General features: G+C 64.7%; 13 protein-coding genes. 9 read left to right on the forward strand and 4 right to left on the reverse strand.

The genetic code is table 11. The features are described 5' to 3' along the window. Positions 1-18 precede the first annotated feature (18 nt). Complete coding sequence (locus IPL75_20235; GenBank protein ID MBK9242521.1) at positions 19-1,332, reverse strand: inositol-3-phosphate synthase; 1,314 nt, start codon at positions 1,330-1,332, stop codon at positions 19-21. Between the two features lie 26 nt (positions 1,333-1,358). Between IPL75_20235 and IPL75_20240 the strand changes: the two genes are divergently transcribed. Both IPL75_20240 and IPL75_20245 read left to right on the forward strand, forming a co-directional pair. Further along, the gene (locus IPL75_20240) at positions 1,359-1,931 is read left to right on the forward strand and encodes a methyltransferase domain-containing protein (GenBank protein MBK9242522.1); all 573 of its coding nucleotides are present in this window, start codon (positions 1,359-1,361) and stop codon (positions 1,929-1,931) included. Then, a complete protein-coding gene (locus IPL75_20245; GenBank protein ID MBK9242523.1) occupies positions 1,928-2,953 on the forward strand; it encodes a hypothetical protein in 1,026 nt (341 codons plus the stop codon). The genes IPL75_20240 and IPL75_20245 overlap by 4 nt, the downstream gene beginning before the upstream one ends. Positions 2,954-2,964: 11 nt before the next feature. Here the strand turns inward: IPL75_20245 and IPL75_20250 are convergent, their stop codons facing one another. Together IPL75_20250 and IPL75_20255 are read right to left on the reverse strand one after the other, a co-directional pair. After that, positions 2,965-5,436: a hypothetical protein gene (locus IPL75_20250; protein MBK9242524.1), complete on the reverse strand. Its 2,472-nt coding sequence runs from the start codon at positions 5,434-5,436 to the stop codon at positions 2,965-2,967. Positions 5,437-5,439: 3 nt separating this feature from the next. Further along, complete coding sequence (locus tag IPL75_20255; protein ID MBK9242525.1) at positions 5,440-6,198, reverse strand: SDR family oxidoreductase; 759 nt, start codon at positions 6,196-6,198, stop codon at positions 5,440-5,442. 179 nt (positions 6,199-6,377) lie between these two features. On the opposite strand from IPL75_20255, the gene IPL75_20260 reads away from it, so the two are divergent. Genes IPL75_20260 through IPL75_20275 form a run of 4 tightly spaced genes read left to right on the forward strand, consistent with a single transcriptional unit; the run spans position 6,378 to position 10,043 of the window. Further along, on the forward strand, positions 6,378-7,568 hold the full coding sequence (locus tag IPL75_20260; GenBank protein ID MBK9242526.1) for a TonB family protein: 1,191 nt from the start codon (positions 6,378-6,380) through the stop codon (positions 7,566-7,568). Next, on the forward strand, positions 7,483-8,211 hold the full coding sequence (locus tag IPL75_20265; GenBank protein ID MBK9242527.1) for a hypothetical protein: 729 nt from the start codon (positions 7,483-7,485) through the stop codon (positions 8,209-8,211). The genes IPL75_20260 and IPL75_20265 overlap by 86 nt, the downstream gene beginning before the upstream one ends. 1 nt (position 8,212) lies before the next feature. Next, a complete protein-coding gene (locus tag IPL75_20270; protein ID MBK9242528.1) occupies positions 8,213-9,262 on the forward strand; it encodes a VWA domain-containing protein in 1,050 nt (349 codons plus the stop codon). 19 nt (positions 9,263-9,281) lie between these two features. Next, positions 9,282-10,043, forward strand: coding sequence for a ZIP family metal transporter (locus tag IPL75_20275; protein MBK9242529.1), 762 nt, complete (start codon positions 9,282-9,284; stop codon positions 10,041-10,043). A gap of 94 nt (positions 10,044-10,137) precedes the next feature. Here the strand turns inward: IPL75_20275 and IPL75_20280 are convergent, their stop codons facing one another. After that, complete coding sequence (locus tag IPL75_20280; protein MBK9242530.1) at positions 10,138-10,734, reverse strand: GNAT family N-acetyltransferase; 597 nt, start codon at positions 10,732-10,734, stop codon at positions 10,138-10,140. 93 nt (positions 10,735-10,827) lie between these two features. Here IPL75_20280 and IPL75_20285 point away from each other — a divergent pair, with 93 nt between their 5' ends. Genes IPL75_20285 through IPL75_20295 form a run of 3 tightly spaced genes read left to right on the forward strand, consistent with a single transcriptional unit; the run spans position 10,828 to position 16,255 of the window. After that, a complete protein-coding gene (locus tag IPL75_20285) occupies positions 10,828-12,933 on the forward strand; it encodes a carboxypeptidase regulatory-like domain-containing protein (protein ID MBK9242531.1) in 2,106 nt (701 codons plus the stop codon). 35 nt (positions 12,934-12,968) lie between these two features. Next, positions 12,969-13,823 carry a hypothetical protein gene (locus IPL75_20290; GenBank protein MBK9242532.1) on the forward strand — a complete coding sequence of 285 codons (855 nt, stop codon included), beginning with the start codon at positions 12,969-12,971 and terminating at the stop codon, positions 13,821-13,823. 47 nt (positions 13,824-13,870) lie between these two features. Continuing rightward, on the forward strand, positions 13,871-16,255 hold the full coding sequence (locus IPL75_20295; GenBank protein MBK9242533.1) for a PqqD family peptide modification chaperone: 2,385 nt from the start codon (positions 13,871-13,873) through the stop codon (positions 16,253-16,255). Positions 16,256-16,258: the final 3 nt, after the last annotated feature.

A 16,258-nucleotide genomic window follows, 5' to 3' on the forward strand; every position in this document is an offset into this window, starting at 1 on the left:
TCCTTCTGTTGGTGTGGATCAGTCGTAGTATTCGCGACCGAGGTGCGTGATGAGTTCTTCACCGCGCATGTATCGGAGTGTGTTCTTCAGCTTCATCAGCTGGATGAAGAGGTCGTGCTCCGGGTACAGCTCCGGCACGTGCATTGGGCTCTTGAAGTAGAACGAGAGCCACTCCTGGATGCCTTTGAACCCGGCGCGCTTGGAGAGGTCCAGGAACAGCGCCACGTCGAGCACGATCGGCGCGGCCAGGATGCTGTCGCGGCACAGGAAATTGATCTTCAACTGCATCGGGTAGCCGAGCCACCCGAAGATGTCGATGTTGTCCCAGCCTTCTTTGTTGTCGCCGCGCGGCGGATAGTAGTTGATGCGCACGACGTGCGAGATGTCCTTGTAGAGGTCGGGATAGAGGTGCGGCTGGAAGATGTAGTCGAGCGCGCCCTTCTTGCTCTCTTCCTTCGACTTGAACGACTCGGGGTCGTCGAGCACCTCGCCGTCGCGGTTGCCCAGGATGTTGGTGGAGTACCAGCCGGCCACGCCAATCAGCCGCGCTTTGAGGCCGGGGGCGATGATCGTCTTGATCAGCGTCTGGCCCGTCTTCATGTCGCTGCCGCAGATGGGCGAACCCGTCTTGTTGGCCAACTCGCGGAGCGCCGGCACTTCGGCGCTGAGGTTGGGCGCCGCGTTCCCGTACGGCAGGCCCTCCGACAGGGCCGCATAGCAATAAATCTGGCTCGGCGAAATCGCGGGGTCGTTGTCGACCAATCCCTTTTCAAACGCCGCCAGGGTCGCATGACACGCCTGCTCGGTCAGGAAAATTTCAGTGGACCCGGCCCAGATGAGCACCACGCGGCTGCAGTTGTTGTCGGCCTTGAACTTGCGGATGTCGGCGATCAGCTGATCGGCCAGATCCTTCTTGTTCTTGCCCTTCTTGACGTTGGGGCCGTCCAGGCGCTTGACGTAGTGGCGGTCGAACACGGCCGACATCGGCTTGATGGCCGACAGTTCGTCTTTCACCTGATCGAGCAGCTTCTCGTCGAGCACGCCGGCGTGTTTGGCGGCTTCGTAGCAGTTGTCTTCGAAGATGTCCCAGCCACCGAAGATGATGTCGTTGAGGGGCGCGAGCGGCACAAAGTCACGAATGGCGGGCGAACGGCCTTCGGTGCGTTTGCCGAGGCGAACGGTGCCCATTTCGGCGAGCGACCCGATGGGTTTGGCCAGGCCTTTCCGGATAGCCATGACACCGGCAATGGTGGTGGTGCTGACCGCACCCAGACCGACGAGAAGAATGCCGAGTTTGCCGTCGGCGGGAGCAAGGGAGAGACCAGTATTCACGGGATAGAACTATATCATCTGGGGTCATGCTGAATTTGATCCGGACCCTGCGGGGGATTCGCAGTGCATCGCCTCAACAGGCGGCCGTTTCCATGATTGGGGCGAGGCCGGGAGACACGGTGCTTTTTTGCGGCGCCAGCCGACCCGAGATCGCCGGGGGCGTGGGGGCCATCACCGGGCTCAACGGCCAGACCACCGTGGTCGATCGGCGCGCCGGGGCCGACACGCAGGTGGCGGCTGCCGCAGCGGCGGCCGGCGCCCTCGTGGACTTCGAAGACGCCCCCCTGACCCTCCTGCCTTTCGACACCGGGCATTGGGACGCCGCGGTCATCGTGGACGGCCTGCGTACGCTGGAAGGTGAGGCGGCCCAGGTGCTGAGCGAGGCCATCCGCGTGGTCAGGCCCGGGGGCCGCGTCGTCTTGCTGGACCGCGTCAGCCGTCCGGGGCTGTTCGGCCTTGTACGCGCTGCCGAGGCCTCTGCCGAGCCCGCCGAGAAGGTTGTCTCGACGCTTGGCGCGGCCGGCTTACGCGCCGCGCGACTTCTCGCAGAGGTCGAGGGCGTGCGCTATTTCGAGGCCGTGAAGGGACGCACGGAGTGACAGGAAACGTCAGGCTGTTCCTGGTCTTTAGTGTCGCCTCACTGGCGTGCGCGGAAGTCGGGTTGCGCTACTTTGCAACACAGTTGGCCACCTATTCCGAGCAGAACGGTCTTCCGTATGTCAGCCACTACAAACAAGATCGTGGCCGGCTCAACCTCTATCGACCTGGTCAGGAAGTACGGCTGGCAAAGCCGGAGTTCGTCCACACCAGAACTGCGAACAGCCTGGGACTCGCCGATCGTGAAGTATCGCCAACGAAGGCGCCGAACGAATACCGCATCCTCGCCCTAGGGGACAGCTTCACGGAAGGCGTGGGCGCCTCGGCGGAGGCCACCTGGGTGCGCGTGCTGGAGCGGCAGGTTCAAGCGCGTGATCCGCAGCGCCGCATCACGACCATCAACGCCGGCATTTCAGGCAGCGATCCCTTTGACTCCTACGAGGTTCTGAAGGATCGACTGCTGCCGCTGCGAGCCGATCTCGCCATTCTGGTCTTGAACAATTCGGATATCAACGAAGTCGTCGTCCGGGGCGGGCCAGAGCGCTTTCAGCCCAATGGCACGCTACGGTATCGGCCGGGCCCCAGGTGGGAGCCCGTGTACGCGTCAAGTTATCTCGCACGCCTGTTCGTCCACAACGGCCTGGGCTACAACTATTTGCTGATTCATCCCGGCCGGATGCCGGCCGAACTCACAACCGCGGGCGCCAGCATTCTGGCGGCCGTGGATAAGATTCACCGGCTCTGCGGCGAACACGGCATGCGTCTGTTGCTCGTGGTCGATCCGAGCGCGATAGAAGTGCAACTCGGCCGGTACGACCCCGAGTTTGACGGGCTGCTGAAGAATATCGCGCGCGACCAACGCCTCCGAATGGTTGACTTGATGGAAGTCTTTGCCGCCGACGGAATAATCACACCCAAGACCGCCGCCGACTTCTATTGGCCGCTTGACTACCACCACAACGAACGCGGCTACGAAGTCATGGGCCGCGCCATTGCCGGCCATGTGGTCGACATCTCCCGGTGAACTCGTGCTGGCTACCGAGGCACGCCCGACCGAGCGGCGGCAGCGAGGTCCTCGGTGACCGCTTTCTCAGACTGGCGTCTCCACCACTGATTTACCCCCCACCACACCACCAGCAGCGGCACGATGACGACCAGCGGCACCCAGAGATCCGTGATGACCTGGCCGAAGAAGCCGCCACTCCAGAATGGAGGCAGCCGCTTCAGAATCCCGGATCCTTGTGACCAGGCCATACGCGCCTGTTCGCCCCAGACTGCGGCTCGATGAGCGGGACCGAACGCGGTCCACAGAACCGACCCCGCAAAGACCACGAGTGCCGGCACCCAGACCATCATGTTCCACCACGTTCTCAGGTCACGTCGCCGCGCCGCCCGGGCAAGCGCGGCGTCTTCCTGGGCCTCGTTGCCACCCATGCCCAGTAACCGCAACAAGTCGAGCGCAATGGGTGCGACGAACTGTTCGATGTTCTTCCAGTAGCTGGTGTGATCCAGCACGGCTACGCGAGTGTTGAAGACGCGCTGTTGAGAGCCACCGAGATCCTTAAGGTCCTCCTTGAAACGGTCGATGAACGATCCGCCGGGCACGGGATCCTCGGACCCGAAAAAGTCCGACCACTTTGGCAGCGCCGACTTACGCATCTTCAATGTGAGAGGTGGCCTGGCAAAGCGGCCACGCGAAGCGATGCGCCTGAGAGCAAGCATGGCGATCAGGGCGATTAGAGGGGGCACGATGATCATCAGCCAGCTCACTCTTTGACACAGCCTGACGAGAAGCTCCCCTAAACCCAGATGCAGCCCCGGAATCATGTCAAACGCCAACACGGCCAGCAGCATCAGGATTGGATACACGATCTTCTTGTTGGCACGGACAACGGCTTGTGATGGCGGCTCTGCGAGATTCCTCGGATGCAGCATGTTCAGGGGTGTCATGCCTGCTCCGAAGGTGTACCAGTGCGCCAAGTTGTCCCGGCGCGAGTCCAGGAACACGCGGCGGGTCACTTCGGCGCCCTGCGAGTGCGCCAGCACCACCACTCTCTGGCACTTTTCACTCAGCCAGTTGAGGTCCCTGGTCACTGCAGCCACTATTGCTGCCCGCCGAATCGGGCTGTTCTGCAGGGCATAGCTTTGACCAAGCGTACCCATTAACGCCGCTACCGCCGCGCGAAGGCCGCGTTGGAGCCACGAAATCGGTACCAAACTCAGGACGCTGACAAGCCCCAGCGCGACCTGTAAAGCGAGGGCGCCAACAACGTAGAACGTTGGAAGGGTGAACTGCTGCACTAGGAGAACCAGCCTCGACACGAGCACCCGAAACTGCTCGAACCGGTTCTTTGGGCTATCGGCTGCGTGAGCGAAGGCCGTGATCTCGGCCGGGCGCGTCAGAAACAGTCTCTCCAAGCGGGCCCACACGCCAATAGGAATGGCGGTGGTCAACCATTCGCGAAGTTCCGACCAGGTGGGCGGGAATGATTCGCGCGACCAGTACGCCTCGGTGAACAGGACGTGTGACTCTCGAAGCACAGCCTGTGTATCAACCGTCGACAGGCGCAGCAGCGCTGAACTGGGCGTACCAGGCGTGGAATCAGCAAAGATCGTTTCCTCGGTCCGGTAGGCCACGCAGCAGATAGCCGGCTTCCCGCTGGCAGGCCGAACGAGGGGCCCGAGCGGCTCAGTGGGGGTCTCGGGATCCTGCCGCGGCCGGCGTGGAGGGAGATCCTCTACCACCTGGCTTATTCCATCGATAGGAGCCCGAGTGCTCAACTGGTGTGAAACGGCCCATCGCGACACCCGCTCGCGATCGTCGGCCGGGATGCCCCCGGCCTGCGCCGCAATGGCAAATCCCCGGTCGCGCCAGAGCTTGACGATCGGCTCAGCCCAACGCACCAGGGTCTCACGCACATGGTGGTTCCCGATGCCGTGAACGAACAATACGCCCAGTTCAAAGGGCCGCTGCACCACGATGTCTGAAACGGCCACAGGAACGTGGATCGGGTCAGGCAGAGGGGCAAATGAATCGTAGTACTCCAGTTTCCCTTTGTTCAGGTAGTGCTTTACCTCCGAACGAGTACGCCAAGCCACTACATTCAGGACAGTCGGTGGTCCCGTGTTAGTGCCACCTACAAGATTGCGCCAGGTCCATTCAAAAAACGCGTGATCGGAGAAATCAAACCGAGCGAGCAAGTGACTGCGACCACTTGCGTAGGCCAAGCCAAAGGGCGGGTCGGTCTCGCCACAGTCCACATCGAGCGCCCTCAGTTCGGCCGTCGTAATCGGACGCGCAGATTCAACGGCGATCTGGCTACCGGCGGGAATTCCGATTGGCTGGGTTCGGTCGAGCGCCACCCAGATATCGTCGTCGGGTTGCGCGGGCCCACGCGCCGACACGAGCACCAGCAGCACTTGCGCGTTGACGCCCTCGCCGCGCGAGATCACCTTCTCGATCTTCAGGTCAGTCCCGATGTTGCTTTCAGTCTTCAGGTCAGTCATGGCCTAACGCAGACAGGTCAGGTGCCGGCCACCGTCAATCGCGATCGTCTCGCCGGTAATCCAGCCCGACGCGGGCGACACGAGAAACGCGATCAGTTCGGCCACCTCTTCGGGAGTGCCGGGACGGCCCAATGGATGCGTGGCCTTCGAATGTTCGAGGAACGCGGCATACCGCGCCTCATCCATCCCGCTGCGACGATGGAGGTTTGTGACCACCACGCCGGGGTTCACGGCGTTCACACGAACGCCGTGGGGCGCGAGATCGAGCGCGGCACAGCGCGTGAGCTGATCGACGGCGGCCTTGCTGACGCAGTACGCCAGCACACCGGGGAATGATCGCGTCCCGGCCACACTTGACACATTCACCACCGAGCCCTTGCGGCCCATCAGCGCCGGCGTGGCCTCGCGAATGAGCCGGAACGACGCGCGCAGGTTGATATCCATCATCGCGTCGAAGGCGTCGTCTGATGTGTCGGCCACCGTGCCGGACGCGATGATGCCCGCGCCGTTCACGAGCGCGTCCACGCCGCCCCATTTTGCCGTGGCGTATTCGACGATCTGGCGCGGCGCGTCGGCATCCGTGACGTCGGCGACCACCGCCTCGGCCTCACCGCCATCGGCGACCACCAGGTCGCAGACCGCCAGCAGGGCCTCCGCGTTTCGCCCCACCGCCAGCACCGCCATTCCCTCTGCCGCCAGCCGCAAACACGTCGCCCGCCCAATGCCTGAAGACGCCCCGGTCACAATCGCCGCACGAGTCATGGACCGAAGTTTAAAGGGGACGGGTGTGATTTCCGCAGAAATGGCGCCGAAAACGACCTCTGAGGTAGTTTTTCCTTAACCCCACAAAAACTACCTCAGAGGTCGTTTTCTTCCCCATTTCTGCGGAAATCACACCCGTCCCCCTATTTTCCCGCCTCTCCAGGCCCGACACGGGTGAAGTGGAGGTGTTCTCGCTCAGGGACGTTGCGATGGCGGCTGCGGTGCCGGTGGACCAGGTCCAGGCCGTAGTCGAATCCGAACAGATCCTGGTGGTCAACGGCCACATCTCGCAGGCCGATGCGGTACGCCTGGTCCGCGGGTTTGCCAGTGGCGAACTGGGACGAGCACCCATCACACTGCTCCGCCCCACCCGTCGCAAAGGCAGCCTGCCGCTGGCGGCGTCGGGCATGATGCACGCGGCGTTTGTCGCCGTGTTGCTGGTCGCCTCGTCGCTCGGGCTCCTCAAGGCCAACGACACTGAAGCTCACGTCGAAGATCCGACACCAGTCCGCATGGTGTTCCTGATGCTCCCCGGTCCCGGCGGAGGCGGCGGTGGTGGCGGAAACGCGATCCCGATTCCCCCACCTCCCGCGAAGGCCAAGGCCCCAGCGCCGGCACCAAAAAAAGTCAGTGTCCCGGTACCGAAACCACCACCGTACCGGCCACCGCCGCGTCCAGTGACGCGCCCCACGCCGCCGCCCCGGCCCACTCCGGTGCAGCCGGTTCGGGTGCCCCCCACGCGGGAACAGCCGAAACCAATGCCGGTGGTTCAGGCCCCCGTGGCTCCCATGGCGGTCGACGCCGACGACCAGCCCGGCCTGCTCAACTCTCAGGCGCCGCCCTCGACGAGCCAGGGCAAAGGCACGGGCGGAGGCGCGGGCTCGGGTCAAGGCACGGGACTTGGCGAAGGCAGCGGCTCGGGAATCGGCGAGGGTTCGGATGGCGGCACGGGTGGAGGGCCATTTCGTCCGGGCAGCGGCATCGAACCGCCATTGCTCCGTCGCGAAGTGAAGCCGGTTTACACCGACGAAGGACGCCGGCGCGCCATTGAAGGCGATGTGGTGATGGAAATTGTCGTCCGGCGCGATGGCTCTGTCGGTGATGTGCGCCTGATGCGCACACTTGGCGCCGGGCTGGACCAGAGAGCGATTGCCGCCGTCAAGCAATGGCGCTTCGCGCCGGCGCGGCGCAAGGGCGCAGCCGGTGGACGTGTTGGTGGAAGTGGCCGTGGGTTTCGCACTGCGGTAGCGACGGAGAGACAAGATCATGGAATGGACGTTGTGGATGACATTGGTCGGGGCGTTGGCCCTGGCGATCGCCATGGCCGTGCTGGCGTGGCGACTGTTGCGCGGCGATCGGCAGCGCACTGACGCGCGAGCCGCCATGTTGCGGCAACTGGCGTTTGAGCCCGAGGCCGCACCGATGGAAGCCGAACCTGAACAACGTTGGCAGGACGCCACCATGCCGCCGCCGGTGTTCGCCACCGTCAGCCGCGCGGAGGCGCCATCGCGCTCGTGGGTGGCCGTTCTTGTTGCCGTCCTCTTCGTGGCGCTTGGTGCCGGCACGGTCTACGGACTGTATGGCCCAATCGCAACCCGTGTGGCGCAGAACAACAGTGCCGCTGCACCTGAACGTTCGGCGCGCCCCGCGGACGCGCCACCGCTCGAACTGCTCTCGCTCAGTCACCGCCTCGAGGAATCGGACTTTGTCGTCACGGGCCTCGTGCAGAATCCGCGCGACGGCCGTCCAGCGCCGCCTGTGATGGCGGTGGTCTATGTCTTCAACGCCCAGGGCGACTACTTCGCGTCGGGTAAAGCCGCGCTGGAATTTGCGACGCTCGCGCCGGGAGCGGAATCCCCGTTTGTGGTGCGTCTGCCGAAAGTGTCTGGCGTCAACCGCTTCCGTGTCGGCTTTCGCTCGGTAGACGGCGCGGTCGTGGCCCACGTCGATCGACGCGGACAGCCCATCGAAGGCACCACGGCAGGCGCGGCCACCGTGGCGGATGGCCGCTGACATGCGTCTGGTCTGTGCTGCCGTTGCCGTTGTTCTCGCGCTCGCCCCGGCTCGCGCCCAGCAAGGGCAAACCGGCCAGGGCTTCTCGTTCCGCTCCAACGTCGATCTCATCAACGTCACCGCCACCGTCACCGACAGCACCGGCCGGTTTGTGTCCGGCCTGACGCGCGACGACTTCGAAATCTACGAAGACGGCGTCCTGCAACCCACCTCACACTTCGAGACCGAACGTGTCCCCGTCAGCCTCGGCATCGTCGTCGACACCAGCGGCAGCATGGTGGGCGAACGATGGGTGGCGGCCCAGGCCGCCATCAACCGGTTTCTGAACGACCTCCTTGGATCCGAGGACGAAGTGTTCCTTTATCGCTTCGACAATCGTCCTGAGTTGGTGCAGCCGTGGACCGGTGACCGGCGCGCGACCAGTCGCAAGTTCTCGGGCCTGCAACCCAGAGGCGGCACAGCGATGTACGACGCCGTGGCCGAGGCCATCCCCCTCGCGCAGCAGGGCACAAAACGCAAGAAGGCGCTGGTGGTGATCTCGGACGGCAACGATACCAACAGCCGGATGAAGGTCAATGAACTGACGCGGCTGATTCAGGAGAGCGAAGTGCTGGTCTATGCGGTCGGCATCGAAGCATCGGGCGGATCCGGTTCCTACAGCCAGCCATCAGCCCCGCAGAAGACCAGCCGACCCCCTTCGCCGTCTCCGTTTCCGGGCCGCAAAGTCACGACACCGCCACCGGCTCCCGCGCCCGCTCCCACGCGCAGCGCGCCGCCGCGCAACAGTAATTCGGGGGGCTCCGGCGGGGACCGCGCCAACGAGACCGCGCTCCGCGCGATGACCGACGACAGCGGCGGGCGCACTGAAATGATCTACTCGCCGCAGGACCTGGACCCGGCCACGGCCGGCATCGCCAGTGAACTCAGCCAGCAGTACTTTCTTGGCTACAACTCGGCGGCACCAAAAGACGGGCGCTGGCACACGATCGAAGTGCGGGTCAAAAAAGGGTCGTACACCATTCGCGCCCGCAAGGGATTTATTGCGGGCTAACGCGATACGCTAGTCAGGCGTGTCTGATTCATCTCTTGTCTGGGCCGCGGCGCTCGGGCTCTCGGTCGCCGGCAGCGTCGGCGGTCTTCTGGTCGCCGGCATTCTCCTCCTCTTTGGCCCCGAGGTCCGCAACCGGGTGGTGCCGTCCCTGGTGTCGTACGCCGTCGGCACGCTCCTGGGTGCTGCTGCGCTCGGGTTGATGCCGCAGGCGCTTGAGACCCTGTCGCCACAACGGGCGTTCGCGGCGCTGCTCGGGGGCATTCTCACGTTCTTCGTGCTCGAAAAGCTCGTCCTGCTCCGCCATTGTCATGACGATGCGGAGTGCAAGGTGCATGAGAGCACCGTGACGCTTGTGATCATCGGCGACGCGGTGCATACGTTTGTGGACGGGGTCGCAATCGCGGCCACCACGTTGGTGTCAGTGCCGCTGGGAATCAGCACCGCACTCGCGGCGATCGCGCACGAGATTCCGCAGGAGGCCGGCGACTTCGGGATTCTGCTGTCGGCCGGTCACTCGCGCAAGAAAGCGTTGATGCTCAATGCCACGTCCGCGCTCGGCGGCGTGGCCGGCGCGCTGGCCATGCTGCTGCTGGGCTCAGCGATGCCGAACGTGGCGCCCTACGTCCTCGCGTTCGCGGCCGGCAATTTTCTCTATGTCGCGATGGCCGACCTGATCCCGCACCTGCATCGCGGCGAAACCAACAGCAACAGCGTCCGCCAGGTCATCCTCATCGCGCTCGGGTTGCTGACCATCGGCCTCGTCGATCAACTGCTGCATTAACGCACTCGGGCTTGAGGAACAGCCCGAGCTACTTCCAAACGTAGCTCGGCCAGTCCAAACGTAGCTCGGCCTGTTCTTCAAGGCCGAGACCGACCTACAGATCTTTTTCCAGGCGTATTTCGTCGCGCACCGCGATGCCCGCAAAGCCGGGTCGGCCGGCCGCGCGGGTGATGAGCGAACCCGGCGTGATGGACGTGATGCGGTACTGCTGGCGCTGGTAGAAGTACAGCGCTGGAAGGTTGTCGTTGGAAGTCGCGATGATCGCCCGATGCCGGCCTGCCTCTTTCGCGAGCCGCTCAGCCTCGGTCACCAGGTGGCCACCCACGCCGGAACGCTGCCACATCGGATCAGTGGCAAGCGCCAGCATCTGCAGGGCGTCTTCAGTCAGCCGGTACGCCAGCGCGCCGGCCAGTTGATCGCCCTTCACCAGAGCCACCAGCGCCGGCACGTCCACTAACGCGTGTTCCGCATCAAACGCGCCCACGCGTGTGCTGCCAAAATCGCGCTGGAAAAGGTCCAGCACCGCGGGCCGCTCGGCGTCTTCGCAGGGGCGGACAACGACCGGGGGCAGCTCGACGTGAGGCCGGCAGCCGCACACCAGTTGGAGCCGCGCATCAGCCCAGTCCACAAATCGGCCACAACGCGCACATCGCAGCACGGACGGCTTGGCGGAAAACAGTGACGACGCCATAGCTGGCCAATTTACCACTCCGACCCCACGCCGGTCTAAACGGGTACTTCCCCGGGGGCGTAAGCTAGGCAGACGAGAGGCCAGAGGATCCGCATGCACACAACAATCGCGTTCCGCGGACTGACCGCGGCCCTGGTCGCCACGGTGTTTCTGGCTGTCGGTCACGCCCAACAAGCCGGCCAGGCCGGCACGGCCCAACAGGGCGCCCAACAGGCGGGGAGAGGCGGCGGACGCGGCAACCAGCCCGCCCGCGACGCCCAGGTCCAGCAGGCAACAGGCACCGCCATGATCCTGGGCCAGGTCGTCACCGGTGACAGCGGCACGCCGGTCCGGCGCGCCCAGGTCAACCTCACCGGCCAGGAACTGCGTGGCCAGCGGACGACGTTGACTGACGATGAGGGGCGGTTTGTGTTTACGCTGCTGCCCGCCGGGCGTTACAACGTGAATACGTCGAAGGCCGGTTACGTGAACATCGCTTACGGCGCGAAGGCCCCGGGCCGCGCGGGCACTCCGATTCAACTGGCCGACGGCCAGAAGCTCGAAGCCAAGGCGATTTCGCTGCCCAGGGGCGGCGTGGTCACCGGCATCGTGCTGGATGAACACGGGGAGCCGGCGCCCGGCACACCGGTGCGGGCGATGCGGGAAGTGATTCGGACCGGCGAGAAGCGGCTGGAGTCTGCCGGCACCGACACCACCGACGACCGGGGCATGTACCGCGTCTACGGCCTCCAACCCGGCAAATACATCGTCTATGCACAGCCCCGCAATCAGGGCACCGGCGCGCTGCAGGTGTCCATCGCGAGTGAGATCGAAGCGGCCGTGCAGCAGATGACGCAGATGCTCGGCGCGGGTCAGGGCGGGCGAGGTGGCGGCGGCGCGGGTGGTCGCGGCGCGCAACTCGGCGATTTGCTCGGGCAAATGGGCGGCGGACGCGGACAACAGGCGCTTGAACAACTGCAGCAGCAGCTCAGTCCCGAGGGGCAGCCGACGGCGGCGTACGCGCCGGTGTTTTATCCAGGATCAACGTCGCCATCGAGCGCGGCAACGGTGGAGATTACAGCCGGCCAGGAGCGCTTCGGCGTGGACTTCCAGCTGCAGCTCACGCAGACCGCGCAAGTGGACGGCGTGGTGATGGGTCCCGACGGCGTCACGCCGACCGGCATCCAAATCACGCTCGTACCCAAGGACACGCTCCCCGGCTTGCCCGGAGGCACGATGACCGCGCGCGCGGGGCAGGATGGGCGATTCACTTTCCGCAATGTGATTCCCGGGCAGTACTCGGTGGTCGCGCGTGGCCAGATGCGGGTGGTGGACCCCGCGGCGCCGGAGCAGGAAGTCCCCGCAGCCGGTGCGCGCGGCGGCGGACGCGGGGGCGGTCGCGGCCAGGGTGGTCCCGCGCCTCAAATTTTGTGGGCGATGGCCGACGTTGCGGTGGACGGCACCGACCAATCGGGTGTCAGCCTGCAACTTCAGACGGGCATGACCATCTCGGGACGCGTCGCCTTTGATGGCGTTGGCGCTCCGCCGAGCGATCTCACACGCCTCCGCGTCAACCTGGTCACCGTCGGTGCACCGGCGGTGGACTTCGGCAACATCCCTGCAGCCTCGGTGGATGCCAGTGGCCGGTTCACTCTGCAGGGTGTGCCACCTGGACGTTATTCGCTGCGCGGCACGGGTCAGGGCGGCGGCGCGGGTATGGGCGGAGCCGCCGGCGCCGGTCGCGGTGGTGGCGCAGGAGCGGCGACCACGCCTGCGGGAACAGCCGTGAATTGGCAACTCGCATCGGCGATGGCCGGTGGTCGCGACAGCCTGGACTTCCCGCTCGTGATTGGACCGGGCACGAACATCACTGATGCGGTGGTGACCTTTGCCGACAAGTCCACGGAACTCACCGGCACGCTGCAGGACGCCACCGGTGCTGCCACATCCGACTATTCGATCATCGTCTTCCCATCCGACAAGCAGTACTGGCAGCCGCAGTCGCGGCGGATTGTTTCGGTGCGCCCCGGCACGGATGGCCGCTTCACCACGCGCAACCTGCCGCCGGGCAGCTACATGATCGTGGCGGTCACGGATGTGGAGCCGGGCGAATGGTTTGACCCCGGCTTCCTGGAACAGCTCGCCGCTGCCGCCATGCGCGTGACGCTTGCCGAAGGCGAGAAAAAAACACAGAACCTCCGCCTCGCCGGCGGAGGGTAGGGCGCAGCACCGCGCCAGGTGGTAGCCTCTCGGGCATGGCCCTCGAGTTGCTTCAACGTCTGAGCGCGGCGCTGCGTCGTCAGACAGGACCAGTTGGCTCGATGCGCATCGAGTCCATCTACGTGGCCGGTTGGCGAGGGGACCTGCGTTTTACCCAGTGCTGCATCGCCAGCATCCGGCGCTGGTATCCGACGATCGACGTCTGCCTCATCAAGGACTACATCGACGGCGACTACGACACCGCCGCCCTGGAGCAGGCGTTCAACGTCCGCCTGTTTGATGCGCCTCGCCAACGATACGGATGGGGTCTCGCCAAGCTGGAGCCGCTGTTTCTGCCGACCCGCCATCGCTGCCTCATTCTTGACAGCGATATTGTGTTTGCCGGCCCGGTGCTGGAGAGCCTCGAACGCACGGATGAAGACTTCGTCCTGGTCAAGGAAGCCCATGCGCCAGAGGCAATCAGGAACGCCTACTTCGACCCGGAGTTGGTGGAGCGCCGGTTTCCCGGGTATGCCTTTCCTGGCTGGGTCTCCAACACCGGACAATTCGTCGGCACCACCGGCATCCTCCGGCGTGATGACTTTCTGCCGTACCTCCAGGGGGATACGCCACTCGACAGTCCTTTCAAGTCAGGCGAACAAGGTGTGCTCAATTTCGTTCTGCACAGCAAACTGCGGCAGAAGCAGATCACACTGCGACGCCTTCCGTTCATGCACTGGCCGCCGGGCATGAAACCGGATGCCATCGACATCGATCGACTGATGGGCGGTAGGGGGTACCCGTTCCTGCTGCATTGGGCGGGTCCCAAGACGCGGCCGTTTGAAGAGATGCCGATGAGCCCCGTGCTTGCCTACTTCGAGGCGCTGTACAAGGCGCGTGTCGCTTCGTAACGGGGCCGGCCCTTTCCCCGAGGTTCGCGCTCGATTACAATCTGCTGATGACTTTGGAGAACGGAGCGGCCCCTGCGGTGCGCCTCCGCCACAACGATCCGAACGTGCTGTTCGAGAACTTCGATGACGAGGTTGTGGCGGTCCATTTGGGCACCGGGGTGTATCACAGCATGTTGGGGACGGCCGGCGACATCTTCGCGATGCTGCGTACGGCACCGACGCGGGACGAACTGGAGGCCGTGCTTGTCACCAAGTACGACGCTCCCCGGGACCAGATCGCGGCTGACCTGGAGAGATTTCTTCGGGAACTCAAGACGGAAGGCCTGATCAGGGAGTCGTCGTTCAACGAACACGACGTGGAAAGCCAGCCGCAGTTCGAAGGCGCGCCCGCCACCCGACAGCCGTACGCGCCGCCCCTGCTGGACGCTCACCGTGAGTTGGAGAAACTGTTCCTGCTCGACCCGGTTCACGACACGGCCGAGAGCGGGTGGCCCCACGCCAAGCCCGCCGCTGAAGACGTCCATCCCTTGCAGCGGTATCGCCTGGACGCGACGCACTGCGTACTCGAGAAATTTGACGAGGCCACGCTGGTCCTGAACATCGGAACCGGCGCCTACTTCAGCTTCTCTGGCGCGGCCGACGACGTCCTGTCGCTCTTGTCGGGCGCGCCGACCGTCGGTGCCATGGCCCAGGCGATGGCGCGCAAGTACGCGGCCACGGAAGTCGAGTGGCTCGAGGCGCTGAAACCATTTCTCGACCGATTGATCCAGGCGCGGCTTGTGTCCCTTGCCGCGGCTGACGACCCCGGCGCCGCGCCCGAAGTGACCCTGGAAGCCACGCACCCGCGCCTGCCCTTCGCCGTGCTGGATTTCGAGACGTTCAAGGACGCGTCGGTCACGGCGGTTGGCCCGGCGGACGCCGATGCCGAACTGTCGGTATTGTCTGGGAACAGGCGACTGCGCCTGCTGACGACCCAGGCGATCCATGCCCTGACCCCCGATGGTGGCGTTGTGGTGCACCTCGCGCGCGGCGAGTACTTCGTGCTCAATCCCACAACGGCCCACGTCTTCCGTCTGCTGGAAGCCGGGGCCACGGCCACCGAGATCGCGTCGTCGCTTCGCCGCACCTACGACGTCAAGCGCTCAGAGGTCATGGCCGGCGTCGTGATCCTGTTGCGCAGCCTGGTCGCACTCCAGTTGGTCGAGGTCACCGACGAGTCGTCCACGCGCGGAACCGGCGAGGGGCCGGAGGCACCAACGGTGCTGAAGCCATTCGAGCCGTTTTCCGTGGACATCCAGACCGACCTGAAGGAAACGATGCGTCTCTATCCCGATGGCCAACGTGTGGCCCCCGCGCCGACGCAGCAGGGGCGGCAGTTGGCCGCGTTGCTTGGCGAGTACTTCGAGTACGCGGCCGCGCGACATCGGGTCTCAGACACCGCCCTCGAAATCGCCGGACGCCGCGTCCTCATCCGTTGTGTGGGCGAGGAAAAGCGCCGCTCGTTGAGTCGCGCCTTCTCGCACCTGATCACATCTTCGTCCGCGGACGGGCAAGCGGACTTGACCATCCATGTCTGGGATGGCAAAACCGCAGGCCCCGCGCCAAATGCCCTGATGACGTTCTTCCTGCAGGGCCTGTACGGCAACTGGATCGGGCACTGCAGCCCACGCGGCGAGTTGAAGACCTTTCACAGCCAGGATGTTCCGGCATTTTTTTCACCAGGGCAGGATGTGGTGAGCCTGGTCGATATTGAGAACCGCAACGCGTATTTCTTCCAGCGGGCCGACGACGCGCTCCCCTACTGGGAAACCGGCTCACCGTTCCGCGCGATCCTCCACGCATGGATGTCGCCGTTGGGCCTCCAGTTCATTCATGGCGCCGGCATCGGCGAGCACGGCCGTGGCGTCATCCTGGCCGGCAAAGGCGGGTCGGGCAAGACAACGACCGCTCTGCTGTGCCTGAACGCAGGCCTGCAGTACGCCGGAGACGATTACTGTGCGGTCACACAGTCACCGCAGGTTTGTGTGCACAGCCTCTACAACACGGCGAAGCTGGTGCCGGGGGATCTCGACCGGTTCCCGAATCTGCGGCCCCGCCTGTCGAATCCGCCTTCGCTGGTGCCTGGCAGCACCGACAAATCCACGTTCTTCCTCTCCGATGTCCGTCCGGACCTGCTGGTCGCCGCGCTGCCGGCGCAGGCGATCCTGCTGCCTCGCGTCACCGGCCAGGCGCGTACCACGGTCACCGAGTGTGGCCAGGAAGAAGCCCTCGCCGCCATCGCCCCGAGTTCGGTGGCGCAATTGCCGGGCGCCGGCCCGAGTGACATGGCCCGCTTGGTCGCGTTGACCGCGAACCTCCCGTGTTACGTGTTGAACCTGGGAACCGATCTCAGCGAAATCCCGGACGCGATTCGTCGCGTGCTCCACGGATAATTC

The organism is Acidobacteriota bacterium, from assembly GCA_016716905.1.
GTDB lineage: Bacteria > Acidobacteriota > Vicinamibacteria > Vicinamibacterales > SCN-69-37 > SYFT01.

What these genes read in the sequence shown, in the direction of transcription:
- IPL75_20240 (MBK9242522.1), top strand. Translation starts at nt 1,359, where the DNA reads ATGCTGAATTTGATCCGGACCCTGCGGGGGATTCGCAGTGCATCGCCT.
- IPL75_20250 (MBK9242524.1), bottom strand. Translation starts at nt 5,436, where the DNA reads ATGACTGACCTGAAGACTGAAAGCAACATCGGGACTGACCTGAAGATC.
- IPL75_20255 (MBK9242525.1), bottom strand. Translation starts at nt 6,198, where the DNA reads ATGACTCGTGCGGCGATTGTGACCGGGGCGTCTTCAGGCATTGGGCGG.
- IPL75_20265 (MBK9242527.1), top strand. Translation starts at nt 7,483, where the DNA reads ATGACATTGGTCGGGGCGTTGGCCCTGGCGATCGCCATGGCCGTGCTG.
- IPL75_20270 (MBK9242528.1), top strand. Translation starts at nt 8,213, where the DNA reads ATGCGTCTGGTCTGTGCTGCCGTTGCCGTTGTTCTCGCGCTCGCCCCG.
- IPL75_20280 (MBK9242530.1), bottom strand. Translation starts at nt 10,734, where the DNA reads ATGGCGTCGTCACTGTTTTCCGCCAAGCCGTCCGTGCTGCGATGTGCG.
- IPL75_20285 (MBK9242531.1), top strand. Translation starts at nt 10,828, where the DNA reads ATGCACACAACAATCGCGTTCCGCGGACTGACCGCGGCCCTGGTCGCC.
- IPL75_20290 (MBK9242532.1), top strand. Translation starts at nt 12,969, where the DNA reads ATGGCCCTCGAGTTGCTTCAACGTCTGAGCGCGGCGCTGCGTCGTCAG.
- IPL75_20295 (MBK9242533.1), top strand. Translation starts at nt 13,871, where the DNA reads ATGACTTTGGAGAACGGAGCGGCCCCTGCGGTGCGCCTCCGCCACAAC.